The following is a 21707-nucleotide window of genomic DNA, read 5'->3' as shown; positions in this document are numbered from 1 at the left end:
TTTGTTTATTTTAAAATCTAAGGTTAAGGTTTAAAAAATATGTTGTCCCTCTTCCATACCAGTATTTTGGACCAAAAACTGGAGTTTCTAACGCTTTATCATCACGCAACTCTCTAAAATTGGCATTTCTACCCTGTTCAAAACCACCTGTTTTATATATTTCATCTAAAAGATTATTAACGCTTGCAAAAAGTCCCACATAGTATTTACCGATTTTCCATGATTTCCCGCCCACTAAATTCACCACCATATAATCGTCAAAACGTTCTTGCTTTAAAAGTGTCCTTGCTAAATCTTCATCATAATCGTTAAAAATATTGCCATCAAAATCGGTTGTAAAGTTTGATGAGCGTGTTAGCGGACTCACATCAATATACGTATTTGAGAAAAAATTTGCCGTGGCACCAAACCACCAAAAATCGGGGTCTCGATACTCAAATCCTACTGAATATGCATTTTGCGGACCAGAGGCAAGTTTATAATTTTTAAGTTTAGATTGCCCAAAATCTTTAAATCCATCAATAAATCCTGCTGTAATAGATTCGTCATCTGGCTCTGTTGACAAAAATAAATTGGGGTTATTGTCATAAGTAAATTGCCCCACAGCTGCAGCCCCTTTTAATTTAATAGTTGGTGTCACTTGGGCTTCAATACCAAATTCGGCTCCTAAATGTTTTTTATTTATCCCTTGTAAAATTTCCTGTACAAATGCGGTATTATCGCCACCAATGCCATCGGCAAAAAAGAATGATATCTCACTGGCATCAGTAATTTTTGTAAAATATCCTGTTAATTTAGCTTTTACTATAGAGGAACGAAAAATATAACTCGCATCTACCGAAGCTACTTTTTCTTCTGAGATATTAGGCACTATATTATGATTTTCTCTAGAATTTGAAAAAGTATTTTGAATTGATGGTGCTCTTGAGATATATCCTGCATTAACATCAAACACATGTTTACCAGTTAGCTTATAAGTAGCGCCTACTTTGGCTCCAAATCCTGTAAATGTAAGCTGTTCGCCTTTGCCTAAAGAATTATCGGCAAAGCCTCCGTTTTGGTAAATACCTTCTCTTTGGTATTGCGTGTTTTTTATACTACCTGAAACATAAAAATCTAGTGTTTTATAATTAAACTGAGCTTGTGCATAAGTACTTAATTCATTAGCAAAAATGTTATAATGGTATTTAAATTTATCACCTTCAGATACAATTCGATTTGGATTTAACAAATCGTTTTGAGCCTCATTTATTTCAGTGGCAAACCCATCAATATCTAAATAGGTTTGTGCGCCTAAGAGGTCTAACACCTCAGCAAAATTTTCAGACTTTAAGCTTTTATAATTAATACCTGTGTTTATCAGAATGTGGTCATTAATTTCAGTGTTTAAAATAGAATTTATGGTTAATTGTGAGTCATCCACCCGGTCTTCATAAAGGGCATAAATAGCATTTCCTCCATTTTGAGCATTGTTAATATTAGCAATGTACATGGCATTCCAATTAACTTGTCCTTCATTTTGAAATATTTTTAAAGCATTGTATGCAAATTGCAAATCGTTAGGAAAGTTTCGTTCAAAATAACTGGGTAATTTTTGATAATACGTAGGGCTTGGGTTTGCACCGCCACCTTGCGGAAACCCATTAACTAAATCGGCACCATTATAATCCAATCGGCTGTTGCCTAATTTTCCAAATTGGTAGCCAATGTTTGTATTTATACTTGTTTTACTATTCAAATCCCAATAATGATTTAACATCATAATAGGTTCGTTAACCTCCTTAATTCTTGAGTTTCGTTTTTCTCCGTTTTGCCAACCCCAATATTCATTGTATTTAATATCTTTTAAATCGTAGATTTCTTGAGTGTTGGGTGACGATTTACCACGTCTGTTAGGCGTGTAAATAGCAGTTACATTCAAACTATGCGCATCATTAATTTTCTTTTCCGCGGAAGCGAAAAATGAATTAGAATTATAACTTGTTGCATCTTGATAGCCTTCATTACCCCAGCGTCTGCCAATAGAAATAGTATATGCCCAATTGTTTTTTAATAAACCTGAAGCATAGGTTGCCATGACTCTATTGGTATAACTTCGGTTAGATGACGAGTATGTTATTCTACCTCCAGGTCTTGCTTCGGAAGCTCTTACGTTAATATTTGTTGTACCTAAAATACCTCCAAAATTATAGTTTGAAGGTGTTGAGCCCCATGTAAGCTCTTGATTACGCAATACATCATTAATACCGCCCCAATTGCTCCATTGTGGTCTTCCGTTGTAAATTTTATTCATTTCTATACCATTTATTAGTATAGATCCGTTTTTTGAATCTAAGCCCCTAACTCGAAAAAACGAGGAGCTAAACTCAAACGCAGCAGTACGTTGAAACACATCTAGTGAAGATGCCAATAATCCCGAAATATTATCTGCACCACTCGTGTCGTCGTTTAACTCATCATCAGAAAGTGTTATTGTAAATAGGTTTTGTGAAGCGGTATCGACTTCCAAAGTCATATCGGTAATATTCACCGTTTGGTTTTCATTAACAACAATGGGGTATCTTTTAGTAATATATCCTATTTTGGAAATTCTTAAAATTTGTTCGCCCAAAGGCACATTATTATTAAATATAAATTCGCCTAGTAAATTTGTTTGAGTAGTTTGATTTGTTTCTTCAATAGTAACAATCACTTCAGGTATAGGATTAAAAGAAATACCATCTACAACACTCCCTTTAATAATAGTTTGTTGAGAAAAAACAGCTGAAATTGAAAAAATTCCGAATAAAAAAATGAGTGCTATTCTATTCATACATTAACTTTATGACACCAATTATAAGAAAAAGTAACTAATTGTTTTTAATTTTTTTACATCGACATAACAACTTTGGCTTAGGTTTTGTATTATTACAAACCAACCTGTTAGTTATTAAAATGTATATTATACGACTTGGATTTTCAATTTTATTTTTAAGCTTTTTCACTATTGTAAATGCTCAAGAAAAAAATTTTAGAATTCACACCATAGCCTTTTACAATTTAGAAAATTTATTTGACACTATAAATGATCCTAATAAATTTGATGAATTTAGCCCTATAATGGAAATAAAAAAGAATCGTGCAGAAGCCTATAAAAAGAAAGTAAAAAACATGTCTCGGGTGATTGCTGATATTGGATTTGAGCCTACAAAAAACACGCCCGCAATAATTGGAGTTTCTGAAGTTGAAAACAGAGAAGTGCTAGAAGATGTTGTTAACGACTCATTACTTAGACATAAAAATTATGGCATTGTTCATTTTGATTCTCCTGATACTCGAGGAATAGATGTGGCTCTGCTTTATCAGAAAAAAATATTTACCCCTTTAAATACCAGCACTCATGGATTGAAAATTTATGATGACCAAAACCAAAAAAGAATATATACTCGAGACCAATTATTAGTAAGCGGCAAGCTTGAAGATGATCTCGTTCATATTATAGTAAACCATTGGCCATCAAGACGAGGTGGAGAAGCTAGGAGCAGACCCAAACGTATTGCAGCTGCAAAATTAAATAAACGTATTATAGATTCACTTCAGTCGATAGACCCATACGCTAAGATTTTTATTATGGGCGATTTAAATGACAACCCAAATAACGCTAGCGTTAAAGATGTGCTAAAGGCAAAAAAAACTAAAAATAAAGTGGGTTTAAAAGGTATTTATAATCCTATGGAAAGTTTTTATGCAAATGGTGTTGGCACAAATGCTTATAGAGATAATTGGACTTTATTCGATCAAATTATGATTTCAAAACCTTTATTAGAAAAAGAGTTTTCATCATTTAGGTTTTATAAAGCAGGCATCTTTAACAAACCTTATTTAATTCATAATAAAGGAAGATATAAAGGATACCCCTTTAGAAGTTTTTCTAATGGAAACTTTACTGGTGGCTTTAGCGACCATTTCCCTGTTTATTTATACTTAATTAAGGAGGTTATTGACTAAAAAAAGCCACAAATCGTTTTGTAGCTTTTTAGTATTTGTTTTCTCTCGATTTGTATTAACTCATCCACGTACTCCAAGGAATTCTTGATAAAAACAAGACTAATGCGATGGTATAAAAAATCGCTATTGTTTTTAATTTTGAATTGGATGTAAGTTTCTTTTTATGTTTAGAATAACCCATTGTAATTAAAGCAATTGCTAAAATATTTACAAAAGGGTGCTCTACAAGATATAAACGTGCTATAGAATTACTCATTACTTTACCTCCTAACTCGCTCCACAAATCAAATCTTGGAGACACAAAATATAATATCAACCCAATTAATAGTTGGATGTGAGATACTATTAAAGTAAAAAGTGATATTCTAAAATCTTTGGCTGAATATTCTTTGTCTCCAAACGATTTAAATAACGCATTGCCTACTGCTATAATTAAAATTATTAAAACAAGATAAGCCCAATATGAGTGTAGATTTAATATAGTTTCGTACATGGTGTGTGCTTTAAAATTAATTTTTACAAATGTAACAATAAATGGTATAAAAAAACCGCTTCGAATGAAGCGGTTTGTAATTTTATAATCTATAAAAATTAGAAGTTGAAACGCATACTAAAATTCCATGTTCTACCGTAACCAAATCTTACGCGGTTTTCTACATTAACACCATTCCAAGCTACATCTCCTGTATCAACATGCTTATTCTCATCAGAATATTCTAAATAAACTTCGCTAAATATATTATTAACGTTTAAGCGAAACTGTAATGAATTCTGGTCATTTTCACCTACTAAACATTTATATGATAATCCTGCATCTACAGTATCAAATGAAGGTAATTCAATAGAACCTCTATTATTAGCAGTTGAAAACTCACTTCCGCCATAGTTAGCATTGCCATAAAGTTTATCATATTGATTCCAATTCGCATCTATTTTAAATCTTGGTAAGATTTCATATTTAGCACCAATACCAGCTGTAAATTGAGCAGCATTACCAATCTTTACACCATCAATATAACTTGTTTCACCAGTAGTTGTTGTGCCTCCTCCTTCTAAAGTTTCAGTAAGTGTTACATTACCATCATATCGCCAATCACCAATTGATAAAAATCCTTGAAGCTGAAATTTATCTGTTAAACGCGTAAATATTTCTAATTCTCCACCATAGTGCACTTGCTTAATAGCACTTGTAGAGTAAAATACATCAGCTATATTATCATCATCTGTATCTTCAGAATCATAATCAATTCTATTATCCCATATTGTATAGTATAAGTTGGCATTTACAGAAATTTTATCTCCCATAAATTTATATCCAGCTTCAATTCCTGTAATATTTTGGTTTTCGTCACTTAACGGATTTAATTGGTTAGAAGCTCTGTCGTCTATAAATAAATCACTATGGTAAGGTTGGCGAGAATAATATCCTGTATTTAAGAATACAGTATTATTATTATTAATTTGGTATGCTCCTCCTAACTTAACATTGAACCCTGGGTTATTAACTTTCTCAGACACTTCTCCTTTACCAGCTATTGAAGAATTTCCATATTCTGTTCTTACATGTGATTGTGTAGAAGCTGATCCTTGGAAATAAGCAGAGAATTTATCTTTATTATATTCTAATTGACCAAATACACCTAAATAGTTAATGTCTTCTTCATAATCATAATAAGGGTGTAAACGTTGTCCATGGTCATCATTTGAGTTGAATAAAAGATTCCAAGGATTTATTCCTCCAAAAGTTTCAGTTATTTCATAACTACCTCCATTATAAGTACTAGAATCGCCAACAGAATCAACAGAGAAAAATTCGTTTACACTTCTATAATGGATTCCATTATACATACGCACATCAGCACCTACACTAAAATTAAGGTTTTCATTTAATTCGTTATTATAATTAGTTACTAAACCATACCAGTCATGATTGTTATTGGAACCTCTAGCATATGTTGCCTCACGTGTGTTTCTATCAAACTGTGATTGCACAAAAGCCCCTCTACCTTTAGAACCGTATAAAACTGTTGATAAAGATGATTTTTCATTTATATCCCAATCCCAGTTTAAGTTAATTACTGGTTTATGATATACATTACGTCCACCTGGGTAAACACCAGAGTTTAAATTATTTGAACTATTTACACCTGTTGCGTTCCAGGAATTGTAACGTCTTCCTCTATCTTCTGCTAAAAAATCTTCTAAATCTGCATTTCCTGCAGCTGCGTGCCATTGTGGCGCCCCAGTTATCATTAAATTTAAAAGATGGTTATCATTTACTTTATAACCAAAAGATAAGAAATACGTTTGGCCTTGACCCTCTGTATGGTCAACATACCCGTCACCTCTCCAATGTCCAAACATAGCTGTAACAGCTAACCCATTTTCCATCAAACCTGTAGAGTAAGAAGCAGTTGATTTTGTGTAGCCATCATTTGCTAACATTTGTTGTATAAATCCACCTTCCTTTTTATCTAGTGTCTTAGTGACGATATTTACTGTACCTCCAACAGAAGATATTGCTAATTTAGAAGATCCTAAACCTCGTTGTACTTGAACAGCTTGTGCTACATCTAATACACCTGACCAATTCGACCAGTACATTTTACCATCTTCCATACCATTAATCGGCTGACCATTAAGTAAGAATGCTGTATTGGTTTGATCAAAACCTCTTAAAAATAATTGTCCGTCTCCAAATCCACCACGTTGTGTGGTATGTACTGAAGGTGTTGATTTCAAAAGTTCAGGTAAATCAGAATTACCAGCTTTTTCTTGAATTTGAGCTGCTTTAATTGTAGAAACCGCAATTGGCGTTTTTCTATCTTCAGCTAAATCGATAATTCCAGAACCAACGATTACTATTTCTTCTAAGGAATTGTCTGATGTTAGTTTAACATTCCCTAAATCAGCATTACCATCAAAAGATAAAGTTACTGAGCTATAACCTACATAAGAAATAACAACCTGTCCAGAAGACTCTTGAGTTGTTAAAGTAAATTTTCCATTAAAATCTGTAGATACTCCATTTGTCGTTCCTTTTTCGACAATATTTGCACCAGGTAATGGCGCATTAATTTCGGCATCAATTACGGTACCTGTTATAGTACTTTGTGCCATAATAACTGTAGAAAACATAAATGCTACAGTAAGCATTAAAAATTGAATAGATTTTTTCATAATTTAGTTTAATTATATTGAAATTAGTCGTCGCAAAAATACATATAAATAACAGATATTTATTATGCGTGCCTAATAAATTTTATCAAAAAATATAAATGAAATTATGAATATTTTAATGTTTAAGCTTTAAAATAAGAAAAATGATGCTCTTTTATCTTAATTTTTTATAATATTCTAACAAATTGTTTGTTGAAGATTCGTGATTGGTAATTTTATCACTATTAAATTCCTTTAGAATTTTACTGGCTAACTGCTTCCCTAATTCAACTCCAAACTGGTCGTAACTAAAAATATTCCAAATGATTCCTTGTACAAATATTTTGTGTTCGTACATCGCAATTAGTTTTCCTAAACTTTTTGGGGTAAGCTTATTTATAAAAATAGTGTTTGTGGGTTTGTTTCCTTTAAATACCTTGAAGGGTATTATCTCTTTTGAAGTCCCCTCATCTATTACTTCTTGTTTAGTTTTTCCGTTTAAAAGCGCTTCGGTTTGTGCTAAAAAATTAGAGATTAACTTATCCTGATGGTTTTTATTACCGTGTAACGATTTTACAAATCCAATAAAGTCTGCAGGAATTAATTTAGTACCTTGGTGAATGAGTTGAAAAAAGGCATGTTGCGAATTGGTTCCAGGTTCCCCCCAAATTAAAGTGCCTGTTTGGTAATCTATAGCGTCTCCATTTCTATCAACACTTTTTCCGTTACTTTCCATTATACCTTGTTGTAAATACGTAGCAAACTGATTTAAGTATTGCGAATACCCAATAACAGCTTCACTTTCGGCTTTAAAAAAATTGTTGTACCATACACTTATAAGTGCCAAAACAACAGGGATATTGGTTTTAAAATCCTCATTTTTAAAATGCTCGTCCATTTTGTTAGCTCCTTTTAAAAGGCTATCAAAATTATCATACCCTACAGCTAAACTTATAGATAAACCTACAGCACTCCATAGAGAAAAACGACCACCAACCCAATCCCACATAGGGAAAATGTTGTTTTGGTCTATTCCAAAATTCTTTACACTTTCTATATTAGTTGATACCGCAACAAAATGTTTTGCAATAGCATCTTCAGTAGCCAATTTTAAAAACCAGTCTTTAATGGTGTTGGCGTTTGATAAAGTTTCTTGCGTAGTAAATGTTTTTGAAACCACTACAAAAAGAGTGGTTTCTGGGTTTAGCTTTTTAATAACTTCGTTTACATGATCGCCATCTACATTACTTACAAAATGTGTTGTTAAATGGTTTTTGTAATACTGTAAAGACTCTACAACCATGGCTGGCCCTAAGTCCGATCCGCCAATACCAATGTTTACAATATCAGTAAATGGTTTTCCTGTAAAACCTTTTCTGTCTCCATTTACAACTTCATTGGTAAAGCTTTCAATTTTGTGCTTTACTTGATAAATTTCAGGAATAACGTTAACACCATCAACATAAAATTCAGCATCTTTTTTAGCACGTAATGCAGTGTGTAAAACAGATCTTCCTTCGGTTTGATTTATTTTTTCACCAGAAAACTGACTCTCAATAGCCTCTTTTAATTTAACCTCATTGGCTAGTTCTAATAAATATTTAAATGTTTCTTCGGTGATTCTATTTTTAGAAAAATCAACATAAAAATCATCCCATTTAATGGTGAATTTATTTGCTCGCTCACTATCTTGAGCAAACAAATCCTTCATGTGCATATTATTAACTTGATTGAAGTGCTCTTGAAGTTTTTTCCAAGAATTTGTTGTAGTTGGATTTATATTTGGTAATGACATATTATGAATCTGCTTGCGTGATTATTGGTTGTTCTAGTTGTTCGTCTTCTATAATTTCTGGTTCAAATTGAATGTTGTCTAATTGATATTTTATAGGTTTTATGTAATCTAAAAACTTAAATTTTAACGAATCTGAAATAGGTTTAGCTTCAGGAAGTTTTTGTTTAAAAGGATCGACCTCTCTTCCATTTTTCCAAAAGCGGTAACATACATGAGGTCCTCCAGTATTCCCTGTCATACCAACTAACCCAATAATATCACCTTGTTTTACAAATTGCCCTACTTTAACAAGACGTTTACTCATGTGCAAATATTGGGTTTCGTAAGTTGCATTATGCCTGATTTTTACGTATTTACCATTACCTCCTCTTCTTGTTGATGCAGTAACAGTACCATTTGCTGTAGCCATAATAGGTGTTCCAACACGAGCTGCAAAATCAGTGCCTCTATGCGGTCTTATTTTATAGCCATAATATGCTATTCTTCTTTTTAAATTATATCTAGAAGATAATCTACCAAATTTGATGGGTGATTTTAAAAAAGCTCTGCGTAAATTTTTAGCTTCATCATTAAAATAATCAATTATACCCTTTGCAGAATCTGTTTCAAATTGAAAAGCATAAAAAGGTTCTTTATTGTGTTCAAAATAAGCTGCTTTTACATCGTGAATACCGCTGTAAATACTGTCATCAATATACTTATCAATGTATATAACCTTAAAGCGATCGCCTTTTTGAAGACGCCTAAAATCTATAGTCCATGCATAAATATCATCTGCCAATTTATTTGTTAAAACTGCACTAACGCCTTTTTGGTCTAAAGTTTCAGAAATACTACTTGTAATTATACCAGAAATTGTTTTTTCAACATATTTTATAGGTTTTCTATTTTTAAAGGCATGAATTGAATCTTTAAAATTTATAACTACATATTCCTCTTTTGTAGGTTGATAAATAAAGCTTTGGGGTAACTCTAAAGAGTCTTTAGAAAATAAAAGTGTATAAGGCTTACCTTTTTGAAAAAATCTGGCAATATTATAAGTTTCTTTAGTTTTTTCAGCAATATGAAATATTTTAGGATAACCTATTTTGTTTCGCTCTAAAATTTGCCCAAAACTCTCTCCTGCTTTTACCGTATCTCTTTTTACTATATAGTCGTTCAATTTAAAACCAAATTCAATAATCTCTTTTGATTTTTCTACTATAGCTATTTCTTTTTCAATAACTGATGGTTCTGGTTTATCTTTTTTACAGGCAAAAAAACTTATTGCTAATATTACAAGAATTAAACATTTGTTCCCCATTCTTCAATTTCTTTTTTGGTCCATAAATCTGGAAAAAATATTCTCTTTTGATATTTTGGGTGCATATATTTTACCCATTCACTTCCTCCTGTAGCTTCGGCTGTTTCGCCACCAATGTTTAAATAATGATTGGCAGTGTCATAGTGTGCCATAACCCATTTTATATTTACTGTATAATCGTAATGACGCATAGCTATTATTAAATCTTTATTCTCGCGTACTTTTTTCGGGAGTTCTCTAAATTTCGACAATAAATTATGCGTGTTGTAAAACTTTGTAAATCTAATAAACTCTTCTTTATATTTTTCTTCAAAAGCTGTTAAAGTATAGCTTTTTTTACCTGTTTTATAATCTTTCCCAGCAGCTTGCCAATATAAATGCTCGAAAGCATGTTCGTAAGATGTGTCTCTATCAATTGAATCTCTAAATCTGTTATCTATAAGATTGATAAGCTCTGTAGATGCAAATTCAATTTTTCGATACTGAGCGCTTTGAAAACCACTTGCAGGTGTTAATGTAGTTCTAAATTTATTATACTGATCTACATCCATACCGTCTTTCATAATGGTGAAAGATGAGGTTAGCATATCAAAATAACGGCTAATGCGCATTAATTTTGAAGTAAATAATTCAGCATCAACAGTGTCCTGTTTTGCTACTTGCTCAATTTCGCCAAGTATCATTTTAAACAACAACTCGTTTATTTGATGGTACATAATAAATACCATCTCGTCTGGCAACGTTGTGCGTTGTATTTGAAGGTTTAATAAGGCATCGGTTTGAATATAATCCCAATAATTTATGGGCTTACTGTACAATAAACCTTCTAAATGAACGTCTAAATCTTGATCTATGCCTTCGTATTTTTTTTTAAGTTGGTTGGTTATTTTTGTACTCAAAATTTCTTTAATTATCAACAACTATTCTGAAAGGGTGTTTTAAGCCTTTATAAGCTTCAAGATCTGCTCTTAATGAACCTACAGCCAAATCTGCCTTAATGCGCAAAGGTACTTTATTTTTGTCTTTCGACACCCAAAGTGTTAAACTTTCTTCTTCTTTAAAAACACGACCTGCCATAACATACGGTCTAAATATTAAGGCTTCAACTTTTTGATCATTTTCCATTTTAATAATTTCTTCACCTAAATACTGCAACTTAAATCCATAACTTTCTTCGTCAAAAAACATATCGATTTTAAACTCATCGCCAATTTTTAATGCAGTTATGTCAATACTATTGCGTAAATAATAATACGTCGATACCATATCCTGAATATTTGGCTTAGTATCTATAACTTTTTTTGTTTTATGCTTTTTATTATTAACGTAGGCTTTATTGTTTTTTTGGTCGAACTCAATTTCAATATCTTTGGTATGGCCTCCTTCGTCAATATTTCTAATAAATTTATAAGGCATTATGGTTTGCTTATCAAAATAGCTTTCGTATCTATCTTTAACTTTAAAAAACCATTTAATCATCCCTGTAGTCCAGCCTTTGCCAACTACGTGATAAACTTCTTTATCGTTTAATTTGGTGTCTTTAACAGTAAGCGTGGCATTTCCGGCTTTAAGAAAACCGCTATAGCTCATCTTGAATTTAAACCATTCGCCTTCAGTAAATGCAGATTCTTGTTGGGAGAAAGACACTTGCATTATACCTAAAGTTATTAATATAAGTAGTAATTTATTCATGCTTTATTGGGTAATTGATAATGTAACTCTTCGTGTTAAACATTTATTGCTTTTTTAAAGAAATTACAATTACTGTTCCAAAAATATAAAAAATCTTCACACAGCCTGTTATTATAAGAAGTTCTTAACGTTTTTTTGTTACATCAAATAATATGAATTTAAAATTTTAGGATGCTACCGCTCCCGATAGTTATCGGAACGATACAATATTTTTTTCTAGGCCTTATAAAAAGGATTTTTTACTGCTATCCCTAAGGTAAAGAGACTGTCTTAAAAGTAAATTTATATTATTCAAAGCCTGTTGAAATATTTTTAATTCCCTCATAACCAACTCAATTTCAACAAGATAAACTTTACAAATTGAGTTGCAATGACTTTTAAGGTCTTTTTTTAAAGTGTTCCTCTGTTTGCTTGTTCTCTTTCAATAGATTCAAAAAGGGCTTTAAAATTTCCTGCTCCAAAACCGCGAGCTCCCATGCGTTGTATGATTTCAAAAAACAAGGTAGGCCTGTCTTCTACTGGTTTTGTAAAAATTTGTAACAAATAACCTTCTTCGTCAGCATCAATCATAATTCCTAAGCTTTTTAACGTTTCAACATCTTCCCTCAATTCATGGCTATGTTCTTCTAATCTGTTTGGGACAGCCTTATAATATGCTTCTGGAGGAGTAGACAAAAATTCTACCCCTCGAGATTTTAATTGACTTACAGTTTCTATAATATCATCAGTTGCTACTGCTATATGCTGTACTCCAGCGCCTTCATAAAAATCTAGATACTCTTCTATCTGAGACCGTTTTTTGCCTTTTGCCGGCTCATTTATCGGAAATTTTATACGTCCGTTTCCATTACTCATAACCTTACTCATTAGTGCTGAATATTCGGTGTGAATTTGTTTATCATCAAAAGACAAGAAATTTTCAAACCCCATAACATCTTCATACCATTTAACCCAAGTATTCATTTGTCCCCAACCTACATTTCCAACCATGTGGTCAATGTATTTTAAACCAACTGCTGTTGGGTTGTAATCGGATTCCCAAGCTCTAAATCCAGGCATAAATATACCCTTATAGTTTTTACGCTCTACAAACATATGCACGGTTTCACCATAGGTGTAAATACCTGCGCGAACTACTTCTCCATGTTCATCTTTTTCAACAAAAGGCTCCATGTAAGATTTTGCCCCTCTACTTGTGGTTTCCTCATAAGCTTTTCTGGCATCTTCAACCCATAGGGCAATTACTTTTACACCATCACCATGCTTTACAATATGGTCGTTTATTTTAGATTTGCTATTTAATGGTGTTGTTAAAACCAAGCGTATTTTATCTTGTTTTAGCACATAGCTTACTGTGTCTTTTGATCCCGTTTCTAAACCTTTGTAAGCATAAGATTGAAACCCAAATGCTGTTTTATAAAAATGTGCTGCTTGTTTTGCATTACCTACATAGAATTCTACATAGTCTGTACCCAAGAGTGGAAGAAAATCTTGCGCGCCTTCAAATATTTTTTCTAAACCGTAGTTTACTGATTTTATGTCTTTATTCATAATAAATTGTTTATTCGTCAAGTTGTTTAGCTTTATAACGAACGTCTTATGCTTTTGGCCCTGATTGAGGCATCTGTTGGAGCTCCTCGCAGAGAGCGACTGCCGAAAGCATGAGATAGCTTTTAATAATTATTTTAAAATTTATTTACTCTAACCACGATTTATGATAGGTTTCATCGGCAATTTTCATACCTTCTTCGGTTACCATTAATGGTTTAAATGTATCTACCATAACAGCTAACTCATCTGTTTTTGTTTTTCCTATACTTCGTTCTGCTGCTCCTGGGTGCGGACCGTGTGGAATACCTGCTGGATGCAGTGAAATATGACCTGCTTCAACATCGTTTCTACTCATAAAATCGCCATCTACATAATACAACACCTCATCACTATCAATATTACTGTGATTGTATGGCGCTGGTATGGATTGCGGATGGTAATCGTAAAGTCGAGGCACAAAACTACATACCACAAAAGCATCGGTCTCAAAAGTTTGATGCACTGGTGGTGGTTGGTGAATACGACCTGTAATAGGTTCAAAATCGTGGATTGAAAACGCATACGGATAGTTATATCCATCGTACCCAATTACATCAAAAGGGTGTGATGCATAAACCATTTCAATGATATCATCTTGTTTTTTTACTTTGATTAAAAAATCGCCACTTTCGTTATAAGTTTCTAACTCTTGTGGTTGACGAATATCGCGCTCGCAAAATGGTGAATGCTCTAATAGTTGCCCAAACCAGTTACGGTAACGTTTTGGTATATAAATGGGTCTGCGGGACTCCACTATAAACAGTCTATTGTCTTCAGTATCAAAATCTATTTTATAGATGATCCCTCTAGGAATTAGAAGGTAATCGCCATATTTAAAATCGAGATTTCCTAACATGGTTCTCAACTTCCCAGTACCTTTATGGACGAAAATCAATTCATCAGCATCTGTATTTTTACAGAAATAGTCTTTTGTTGATTGTTTAGGCGCTGCTAAAATAATAGCACAATCGCTGTTAATTAAAACTGTTTTTCGGCTTTCTAAAAAATCGTTTTCTGGTTTTACTTGAAAACCCTTTAAACGATACGATTTTATATTATTGGCATTTGCAATTTTTGGCGCAACATTATATTGCTTTCCTACTTCTTTTACTTGCGTAGGGCGTTGCTCGTGATAACTGTTTGTAGACATACCATCAAAACCAATAGTACCAAATAGCTGTTCGTAATATAAACTTCCATCGGGTTTTCTAAATTGGATATGACGCTTATGCGGAATGTTTCCTAATTTATGATAAAAAGGCATACTTTAAAATTAAAAAAATGAATATTAAATGCTCTATTAAGCTTAACTTAAGTTGCTAAATAACTCGTATTTATAAAGATACAAAAAGTATGCTCATTCAGGATTTCTCTTGATGAGGTAGTGAAGATGTGCTAATAAATCTTTCCAAAAATGCTGCATAATGGAACAAATATCGTGAAAATTACTGACTTTTTAAAAACGGTTTTAAAACCAAAATCCAACATTAAAAAACCAAACACTTTGCTTTGCTTCGGGCGAATAACTAAATTTAGCTTGAATTGGTCCTATAAACGTATCTATAGCGTAACCTAAAGCATAACCACGATAATCTGGAAGCGTAAACCACTCGCCGGTTTCAAAAATATCATCGTCAACATTTGCCCAATTTGCTTCTGCCGTTATGTGGTGGTTTTTTAAAACTTCGTAATCTGCACTAAAAGATGCTTTTACAAAACTATTACCTGTTAAAGACACAAAATCGTAACCCAAAAATGGTATAAAATTATTAACCAAATTATTGCCATACCCACCAAGTGCAAAATCTAAAGATTGTGTAGATTTATCACCTAATTTAAAGCCACCACTTGCTTTTATATTTAACGCTAATTTGTCTGTAATACTATAGGTGTAACCCATATCTGCTTTTGCTATTGAAAAATCTTCAAATTCGGCGTTAAAGCCTGAAGACCATAAATACATATGTAAATCGCCATTAAAATAAAAACCTCGTTTAGGAAAATATTTATTATCGTAAGTATCCAACTTTAAGCTTCCAAACACACTAAAATAATCGGTGTTTTCAAAAACAAAATCATTGTTCTGATTATTGGCAAGGGTTTCAGACTTTATCTCTAAACGCTTATGTTCTGCTCCTATACTAAATGAGAAATCATTTTTTAATAAGGTTTGTAAATAAAACTGATTGGTTTGATCTTGAAAATCGATATCAATTTTATTTATTCCCGTCGTCATTAATTCATCATCATCAAAAAATAATTGCGCATTAACATTTTTATGAAACTGATTAAATCTAGATCGAACACCAACACTCCAATAAAAACCTTTATCGATTAGATACTCAAAATTGTAACGCACATTATCTCCAAAAATTAAATCTAACGATGCTATATCATTATTAAAAAGGAGTCTTTTTTTAGTGGCATTAACTAGTGCTGCACTTTTGTACAAACCATCATAATGCAATCCTAATTTTAAAAAAGTAGTAATGCTGGTTTCTTTAATAGTTGCAGATAAATCATACCCATCGTTATATTGAGATTTACTAAACTGATATTGAAATGAATCAAAATTATTAGTAGCTATTAGGTTATTAACGCCTTTATAAAAATCTTTAAACGCCATTTTCTTATTCAATTTTAACCTCAACTTTCCTAAAACATAAGCGCGTGTATACTTTTCATTTCCAGTAAGTGTAATGGAATTAATCCTAATAGAATCTTGCGTATGCAAATTAGCTTTAAACCTTGGTTTGCTTTTGTTGTATTTAGACAAATCTTTTAAAGCAAAAGCTTTTGCAATAGCTGCTGTAACACCTCTTTTTATAATTTTTTCGCCTTCATTAAAAGACACTACATTAAAATCTGTAATGTCTGGTTTTATATAAATATCGGTTTTTTTAGACTTCTCTTTCATGTCTTTAATGGTCCTAAAGTTGTTAATTTGTAACAATACTTTGGGAGCAGAAGTCAATTCTTCTCTAGTAGATAATCCATCTTGAACATCGACACCAATAATAATGTCCATACCTTTTGCCCTTAATTCATCAATAGGATAATTATTTGCAACACCTCCATCAATTAATAATTTGTCATTTATTTCAACGGGCTGAAATAGTGATGGAAACGCTCCACTAGCCATTACAGATTGCGTTAAATTACCATTATCAAGCATTACTGCTTCGCCAGTTTCAACATTAGCACCAATGCAGAAAAACGGAATAGGCAACTTACTAAAGTCGTGAATATCGCTTACATGCAATGTTAATTTTGATAATAAGCTATAGGTGTTTTGACCTCTTGAAAGTGCTGAAGGCAATTTAATTTTCAGCTTATCAAAAGGTAATGTTATGGCATATTTTTCGGAGTTATTACGCTCGTAAAATGCTTTAGACGACCTAGGTAAATCGTCGCTTATAATTTTATCGAAATCTACTTTTTTAAAGATGGAATCCAACTGTTTTCCTGTATAACCTGATGCGTATAACGACCCAATAATAGCACCCATACTTGTACCAGCAATATAATCGACCTTAACACCTAAACTATCAATAACTTTAAGTGCGCCAATATGCGCCAACCCTTTTGCCCCGCCACCACTTAATACTAAGCCTACTTTTGGCGAATGGTTTTCCACCTCATTATTTTGCGCTTTCACGGAAAGTGAAGCGATTAAGAATAGGGTTAATATGATTGTTTTTATTTTCAATTTTTATTTTAATATCAAAATGGAAAACCGATACTATTATTTATAGATAACAGATGTATTAATTTTGTTTACCAAGATAGTTCGGTATCGTTTTCTGAATTCCAAAATATCCCATTTTGAAAATCACTTTGAATAAATCTAAATATATTTTCTGCTGATTTCTCAGGAGTCAACCTTCCATTAATATTACTTTTTGCAATTGTTGTTTGCACCCATCCAGGATGTATGCTCGCAACCTTTATATTGTTATAAAGCCTATTAGCCAATATTTTTGTGTACATATTCAAAGCGCTTTTAGACATTCTATATGCTACTGAATCTGTTAATTTACAAAAATCAATCGAACCCATTTTTGAAGATATGTTTAGAATCATCCCATTATTATTAATTAAAGGGATAAAAAATTCTGTAAAAAAAACGGTTCCTATAGTATTAACTTCAAAAGTTTTTGTAAAGGATTCCTTATCAGGAAATAAAGTATCTAAATCTGGTCCAATTCCTGCATTATTTATCAAAATATCAATTGATTTGAATATTTTAAATATTTTATTTTTTGCTTCTTTAACAGAATTACTATTTGATATATCAAGCTTTAATGGATAAAAATTATCATCATTAAAATTTTCAATCATGCTATTTCTACCTGTTCCAATTACAAAAAAGCCATTTTCGAGAAATTTTTTAGCTAAAGCACGTCCAATACCCATGCTTGCACCAGTAATTAATACTTTTTTGTTACTTCCCATGATAATAATTATAAACCTTTTCAGCCCTAGAAACCCCAACTACAACCTCTAATTCATCTAACTTTGCATTAGCAACACGTTTCGCCGATTTAAAATACTTTAATAACTCTACTACCGTTTTTTCGCCAACTCCAGGAATAGTTTCAAGCTCTGTATTTAACGCTGTTTTACTACGCTTATTTCTATGATGTTCGATACCAAAACGGTGTGCTTCGTTGCGCAATTGCTGTATCATTTTTAGGGTTTCGCTTTTTTTATCTAAATATAAGGGAATTGGATCATCTGGATAGAATAATTCTTCTAAACGTTTTGCAATTCCTATAATAGCTATTTTTCCTCTTAAGTTTAAAGCATCTAAGCTTTTTAATGCAGATGATAGTTGTCCTTTTCCACCATCAATAATAATAAGCTGTGGTAATGGTTGTTTTTCATCTAACAAACGTTTATATCTGCGATAAACCACTTCTTCCATCGATGCAAAATCGTCTGGTCCTTCAACCGTTTTTATATTAAAATGGCGGTAATCTTTTTTACTTGGTTTTGCGTTTTTAAAAACGACACAAGCTGCTACGGGGTGTGAACCTTGTATGTTACTATTATCGAAGCATTCAATATGTCGCGGTTCTTCAGGCAATCGTAAATCTGCTTTCATTTGTGCCATAATACGGTTTACATGCCTATCAGGGTCAACAATTTTATCCTGTTTAAAACGCTCCATTCTAAAATATTTCGCGTTACGAAGTGATAAATCTAAAATGTGCTTTTTGTCACCCAATTTAGGCACAGTAACTTTAATATAACCTCCTAAATCTACTTTAAAAGGCACGTATATTTCTTTTGATTTTGAATGAAAACGTTGCCTAATCTCAGTAATAGCGAGTGTTAATAATTCTAAATCGGTTTCGTCTAATTTCTTTTTAATCTCTAAGGTATGTGATCGAATGATAGATCCGTATGATAATTGCAAAAAATTAACGTAACCATAACTTTCGTCGCTCATAATAGAAAACACATCAACATTGCTAATTTTAGGATTTACAATAGTAGATTTTGCTTGGTAATTTTCTAAAACCTCAATTTTTTCTTTTATTTTTTGAGCGTCTTCAAACTGCATTGCTTCAGCATACTGCTTCATTTGCACTCTAAATTGCTGTAGCGAATCTTTAAAATTTCCTTTTAAAATCTCACGAATGGCTTTTATATTTTCGTTGTATTCAGTTTCGGTTTCTAAACCTTCACATGCACCTTTACAATTTCCTAAATGGTATTCTAAGCACACTTTGTATTTTCCTGCTTGGATTTTTTCTTCGGATAAATGGTAATTACAAGTTCGTAAATTATACAACCCTTTTATTAAATCTAATAGTGTTGAAACGGTTTTCATACTGGTATAAGGACCAAAATATTCGCCACTACCCTTAAATACACGTCGTGTAGAAAACACTCTTGGGAAGCGTTCTTTTTTTAAACAAATCCATGGGTACGATTTATCGTCTTTCAACATCACATTATACCTTGGCTTGTACTTTTTAATAAGGTTGTTTTCAAGCAACAAAGCATCAGTTTCGGTCTCAACAACAATATGTTTTAACTTTGAAATTTTTTTTACTAAAACTCTGGTTTTACCATTTTCGTGTGTTTTAGTAAAATAGGAACTTACTCTTTTTTTTAAATTTTTTGCTTTGCCTACATAAATAATCGTATCATTAGCATCAAAATATTGATACACACCAGGAGCGTTTGGCAACGTTTTTAATTGTATGTCTAGGGTAGGTTTACTCATTATATCAAAGGTATACTAATTACCCAAATACTAAAAATTAGAGTTGGTTTTTTAGTATATTGCAACTATAATACTCATTATAAAAGTAAGTGAACATTGTTATTCTTTCTCGTAATGAAAACCTTTATTCTACTAGCAGGCTTGCAGAAGAGGGTAAAAAACGTGGTCATATTATTGAGGTTATTGACCCTTTAAAGTGTGATCTTATTATTGAAAAAGAAAAACCTTCTATCTATTATCAAGACCGTTATTTAGATTATGTTGATGCTATTATACCTAGAATTGGTGCCTCAGTAACCTTTTTTGGATGTGCAGTTGTAAGGCAGTTTGAAATGATGAATGTTTTTACTACAGTAACATCTGATGCTATAATTCGCTCGAGAGATAAGTTACGAAGTTTTCAAAGACTTTCTAAAGCTAGAATTGGCATGCCCAAAACGGTATTTACAAATTATTCTCGCGATGTAGAGGAAGTTATTTCTCATGTTGGAGGAACTCCAGTAATTATTAAACTTCTTGAAGGCACGCAAGGTTTAGGTGTTGTTTTAGCTGAAACAAAAAATGCTGCCGAGTCTGTTTTAGAAGCTTTTAACGGTTTACAAGCACGAGCTTTAGTACAAGAATATATAGCAGAAGCTAAAGGCGCTGATTTGCGTGCTTTGGTAGTTGACGGACATGTTGTAGGCGCTATGAAACGCCAAGGAAAAGAAGGTGAATTTCGGTCTAATTTACACCGAGGTGGCTCAGCCGAAATTGTTAAACTTAACGAAGCTGAGTTACGAGTTGCCATGAATGCTTCTCGCGCTTTAAAACTTCCTGTTTGTGGCGTAGATATGTTGCAATCTGCACGCGGACCATTACTTTTAGAAGTAAATTCTACTCCAGGTTTAGAAGGGATTGAAAGCGCCACAGGACGAAATATTGCCAAAGCCATTATTACTTTTATTGAACGTAACCGAAGATAAATGCCTAATAAAAAAAACGACACTTTAACCTTTTTAGGAGAACAAATTGACCCTGGACAAAGCAAAGAAGTAAATTTTGATGTTGCCAATTTGCATACAGCATCACCAGTAAATGTGCCCGTTATTATTGAGCGTTCAAAAAAATCAGGACCAACAGTTTTGTTTACTGCAGGCATACATGGCGATGAAGTAAATGGTGTTGAAATTGTACGACAACTTATAGCCAAAGGTATTAACAAACCTAAATGTGGCACTATTATTTGTATGCCCATCATCAATATTTTTGGGTTTATAAATTTAAAACGCGAATTCCCCGATGGACGCGATTTAAACCGTGTATTTCCTGGTAGTCCAAATGGCTCTTTAGCAAGTCGAGTAGCCCATAAACTTATAAAAGAAGTGGTTCCTCATGCCGACTTAATAATCGATTTTCATACTGGTGGATCAGGACGATTTAATGCACCTCAACTTAGGTATTCTAAAGAAAATAAAGACCTAAATACATTGGCAAAAGTATTTGGAGCTCCCTTTGTTTTATATTCTAAAAATTTATCTAAATCCTTTAGAACTACTTGTAATAAATTAAACAAACCACTTCTTCTTTTTGAGGGCGGAAAATCTTTTCATATAGATGATATTGTAACAAATTCTGGTGTTAATGGTTCTAAGCGTATTTTAAAGCATTTAGGTATGTTAAAAACTGTTTTTAAATCATCGAAACCTAAAAAAGGTTGTACTTTTATTGATAGTAGCAAATGGATTCGCGCAAAATATTCTGGCATGTTTAAAGCATCTGTATCTATTGGTAGTCAAGTAAAAAAAGAAGATATTATTGGTAATATAACTGACCCTTATGGTAAATTTAACTACTTTGTTAGAGCTTCAAATTCTGGCTACATCATTAATATAAATGAATTGCCTATTGTTTATCAAGGTGATGCGCTTTTTCATATTACTACCAAATTGAAACGTTAAAAA

The 21707-nt window shown here is 32.5% G+C and carries 15 protein-coding genes; 3 read left to right on the top strand and 12 right to left on the bottom strand.

The window, feature by feature from the left end:
- Positions 1-10: 10 nt before the first annotated feature.
- The gene (locus tag L3X37_RS01115; RefSeq protein WP_237238323.1) at positions 11-2812 is read right to left on the bottom strand and encodes a carboxypeptidase-like regulatory domain-containing protein; all 2802 of its coding nucleotides are present in this window, start codon (positions 2810-2812) and stop codon (positions 11-13) included.
- A gap of 122 nt (positions 2813-2934) precedes the next feature.
- On the opposite strand from L3X37_RS01115, the gene L3X37_RS01110 reads away from it, so the two are divergent.
- Positions 2935-3987 carry an endonuclease/exonuclease/phosphatase family protein gene (locus tag L3X37_RS01110; protein WP_237238399.1) on the top strand — a complete coding sequence of 351 codons (1053 nt, stop codon included), beginning with the start codon at positions 2935-2937 and terminating at the stop codon, positions 3985-3987.
- A 55-nt stretch (positions 3988-4042) separates the two neighbouring features.
- Here L3X37_RS01110 and L3X37_RS01105 read toward each other — a convergent pair whose 3' ends face one another.
- The 11 genes from L3X37_RS01105 to uvrC form a co-directional block, all read right to left on the bottom strand.
- Positions 4043-4480: a hypothetical protein gene (locus L3X37_RS01105; protein ID WP_237238322.1), complete on the bottom strand. Its 438-nt coding sequence runs from the start codon at positions 4478-4480 to the stop codon at positions 4043-4045.
- Positions 4481-4578: 98 nt separating this feature from the next.
- Entirely contained in the window at positions 4579-7167 is a 2589-nt protein-coding gene (locus tag L3X37_RS01100) for a TonB-dependent receptor (RefSeq protein ID WP_237238321.1), read from the bottom strand.
- A gap of 154 nt (positions 7168-7321) precedes the next feature.
- Complete coding sequence (gene pgi, locus L3X37_RS01095; protein ID WP_237238320.1) at positions 7322-8941, bottom strand: glucose-6-phosphate isomerase; 1620 nt, start codon at positions 8939-8941, stop codon at positions 7322-7324.
- Position 8942: 1 nt separating this feature from the next.
- Positions 8943-10244 carry a peptidoglycan DD-metalloendopeptidase family protein gene (locus L3X37_RS01090; protein WP_237238319.1) on the bottom strand — a complete coding sequence of 434 codons (1302 nt, stop codon included), beginning with the start codon at positions 10242-10244 and terminating at the stop codon, positions 8943-8945.
- A complete protein-coding gene (locus L3X37_RS01085) occupies positions 10226-11143 on the bottom strand; it encodes a tryptophan 2,3-dioxygenase family protein (protein ID WP_237238318.1) in 918 nt (305 codons plus the stop codon). The genes L3X37_RS01090 and L3X37_RS01085 overlap by 19 nt, the downstream gene beginning before the upstream one ends.
- A gap of 7 nt (positions 11144-11150) precedes the next feature.
- A complete protein-coding gene (locus L3X37_RS01080; protein WP_237238317.1) occupies positions 11151-11936 on the bottom strand; it encodes a DUF3108 domain-containing protein in 786 nt (261 codons plus the stop codon).
- A gap of 390 nt (positions 11937-12326) precedes the next feature.
- Positions 12327-13487, bottom strand: a complete 1161-nt coding sequence (gene hppD, locus L3X37_RS01075; RefSeq protein WP_237238316.1) for a 4-hydroxyphenylpyruvate dioxygenase — start codon at positions 13485-13487, stop codon at positions 12327-12329.
- Positions 13488-13632: 145 nt separating this feature from the next.
- Positions 13633-14790 (bottom strand): homogentisate 1,2-dioxygenase, encoded by a 1158-nt coding sequence (locus tag L3X37_RS01070; protein WP_237238315.1) that lies wholly within the window; start codon positions 14788-14790, stop codon positions 13633-13635.
- 204 nt (positions 14791-14994) lie between these two features.
- Positions 14995-17235 (bottom strand): patatin-like phospholipase family protein, encoded by a 2241-nt coding sequence (locus L3X37_RS01065; protein ID WP_237238314.1) that lies wholly within the window; start codon positions 17233-17235, stop codon positions 14995-14997.
- 68 nt (positions 17236-17303) lie between these two features.
- Positions 17304-17981: an SDR family NAD(P)-dependent oxidoreductase gene (locus L3X37_RS01060; protein ID WP_237238313.1), complete on the bottom strand. Its 678-nt coding sequence runs from the start codon at positions 17979-17981 to the stop codon at positions 17304-17306.
- Positions 17971-19764, bottom strand: a complete 1794-nt coding sequence (uvrC, locus tag L3X37_RS01055) for an excinuclease ABC subunit UvrC (RefSeq protein WP_237238312.1) — start codon at positions 19762-19764, stop codon at positions 17971-17973. Before uvrC ends, L3X37_RS01060 begins: the two co-directional genes overlap by 11 nt.
- Before the next feature lie 89 nt (positions 19765-19853).
- On the opposite strand from uvrC, the gene rimK reads away from it, so the two are divergent.
- Together rimK and L3X37_RS01045 are read left to right on the top strand one after the other, a co-directional pair.
- Positions 19854-20729, top strand: a complete 876-nt coding sequence (gene rimK / locus L3X37_RS01050) for a 30S ribosomal protein S6--L-glutamate ligase (RefSeq protein ID WP_237238311.1) — start codon at positions 19854-19856, stop codon at positions 20727-20729.
- Positions 20730-21704, top strand: coding sequence for a succinylglutamate desuccinylase/aspartoacylase family protein (locus L3X37_RS01045; RefSeq protein WP_237238310.1), 975 nt, complete (start codon positions 20730-20732; stop codon positions 21702-21704).
- Positions 21705-21707 lie beyond the last annotated feature (3 nt).

Origin of the sequence: Wocania arenilitoris (genome assembly GCF_021728535.1) — a bacterium.
Classification (GTDB): Bacteria; Bacteroidota; Bacteroidia; order Flavobacteriales; family Flavobacteriaceae; genus Wocania_A; species Wocania_A arenilitoris.
This window is presented reverse-complemented; position numbering and strand designations above follow the sequence as displayed.

Excerpts from the sequence above, each read along its gene's own strand:
- L3X37_RS01115 (WP_237238323.1), bottom strand. The coding sequence starts at position 2,812 with ATGAATAGAATAGCACTCATTTTTTTATTCGGAATTTTTTCAATTTCA.
- L3X37_RS01110 (WP_237238399.1), top strand. The coding sequence starts at position 2,935 with ATGTATATTATACGACTTGGATTTTCAATTTTATTTTTAAGCTTTTTC.
- L3X37_RS01105 (WP_237238322.1), bottom strand. The coding sequence starts at position 4,480 with ATGTACGAAACTATATTAAATCTACACTCATATTGGGCTTATCTTGTT.
- L3X37_RS01100 (WP_237238321.1), bottom strand. The coding sequence starts at position 7,167 with ATGAAAAAATCTATTCAATTTTTAATGCTTACTGTAGCATTTATGTTT.
- pgi (WP_237238320.1), bottom strand. The coding sequence starts at position 8,941 with ATGTCATTACCAAATATAAATCCAACTACAACAAATTCTTGGAAAAAA.
- L3X37_RS01090 (WP_237238319.1), bottom strand. The coding sequence starts at position 10,244 with ATGGGGAACAAATGTTTAATTCTTGTAATATTAGCAATAAGTTTTTTT.
- L3X37_RS01080 (WP_237238317.1), bottom strand. The coding sequence starts at position 11,936 with ATGAATAAATTACTACTTATATTAATAACTTTAGGTATAATGCAAGTG.
- hppD (WP_237238316.1), bottom strand. The coding sequence starts at position 13,487 with ATGAATAAAGACATAAAATCAGTAAACTACGGTTTAGAAAAAATATTT.
- L3X37_RS01070 (WP_237238315.1), bottom strand. The coding sequence starts at position 14,790 with ATGCCTTTTTATCATAAATTAGGAAACATTCCGCATAAGCGTCATATC.
- L3X37_RS01060 (WP_237238313.1), bottom strand. The coding sequence starts at position 17,981 with ATGGGAAGTAACAAAAAAGTATTAATTACTGGTGCAAGCATGGGTATT.
- uvrC (WP_237238312.1), bottom strand. The coding sequence starts at position 19,764 with ATGAGTAAACCTACCCTAGACATACAATTAAAAACGTTGCCAAACGCT.
- L3X37_RS01045 (WP_237238310.1), top strand. The coding sequence starts at position 20,730 with ATGCCTAATAAAAAAAACGACACTTTAACCTTTTTAGGAGAACAAATT.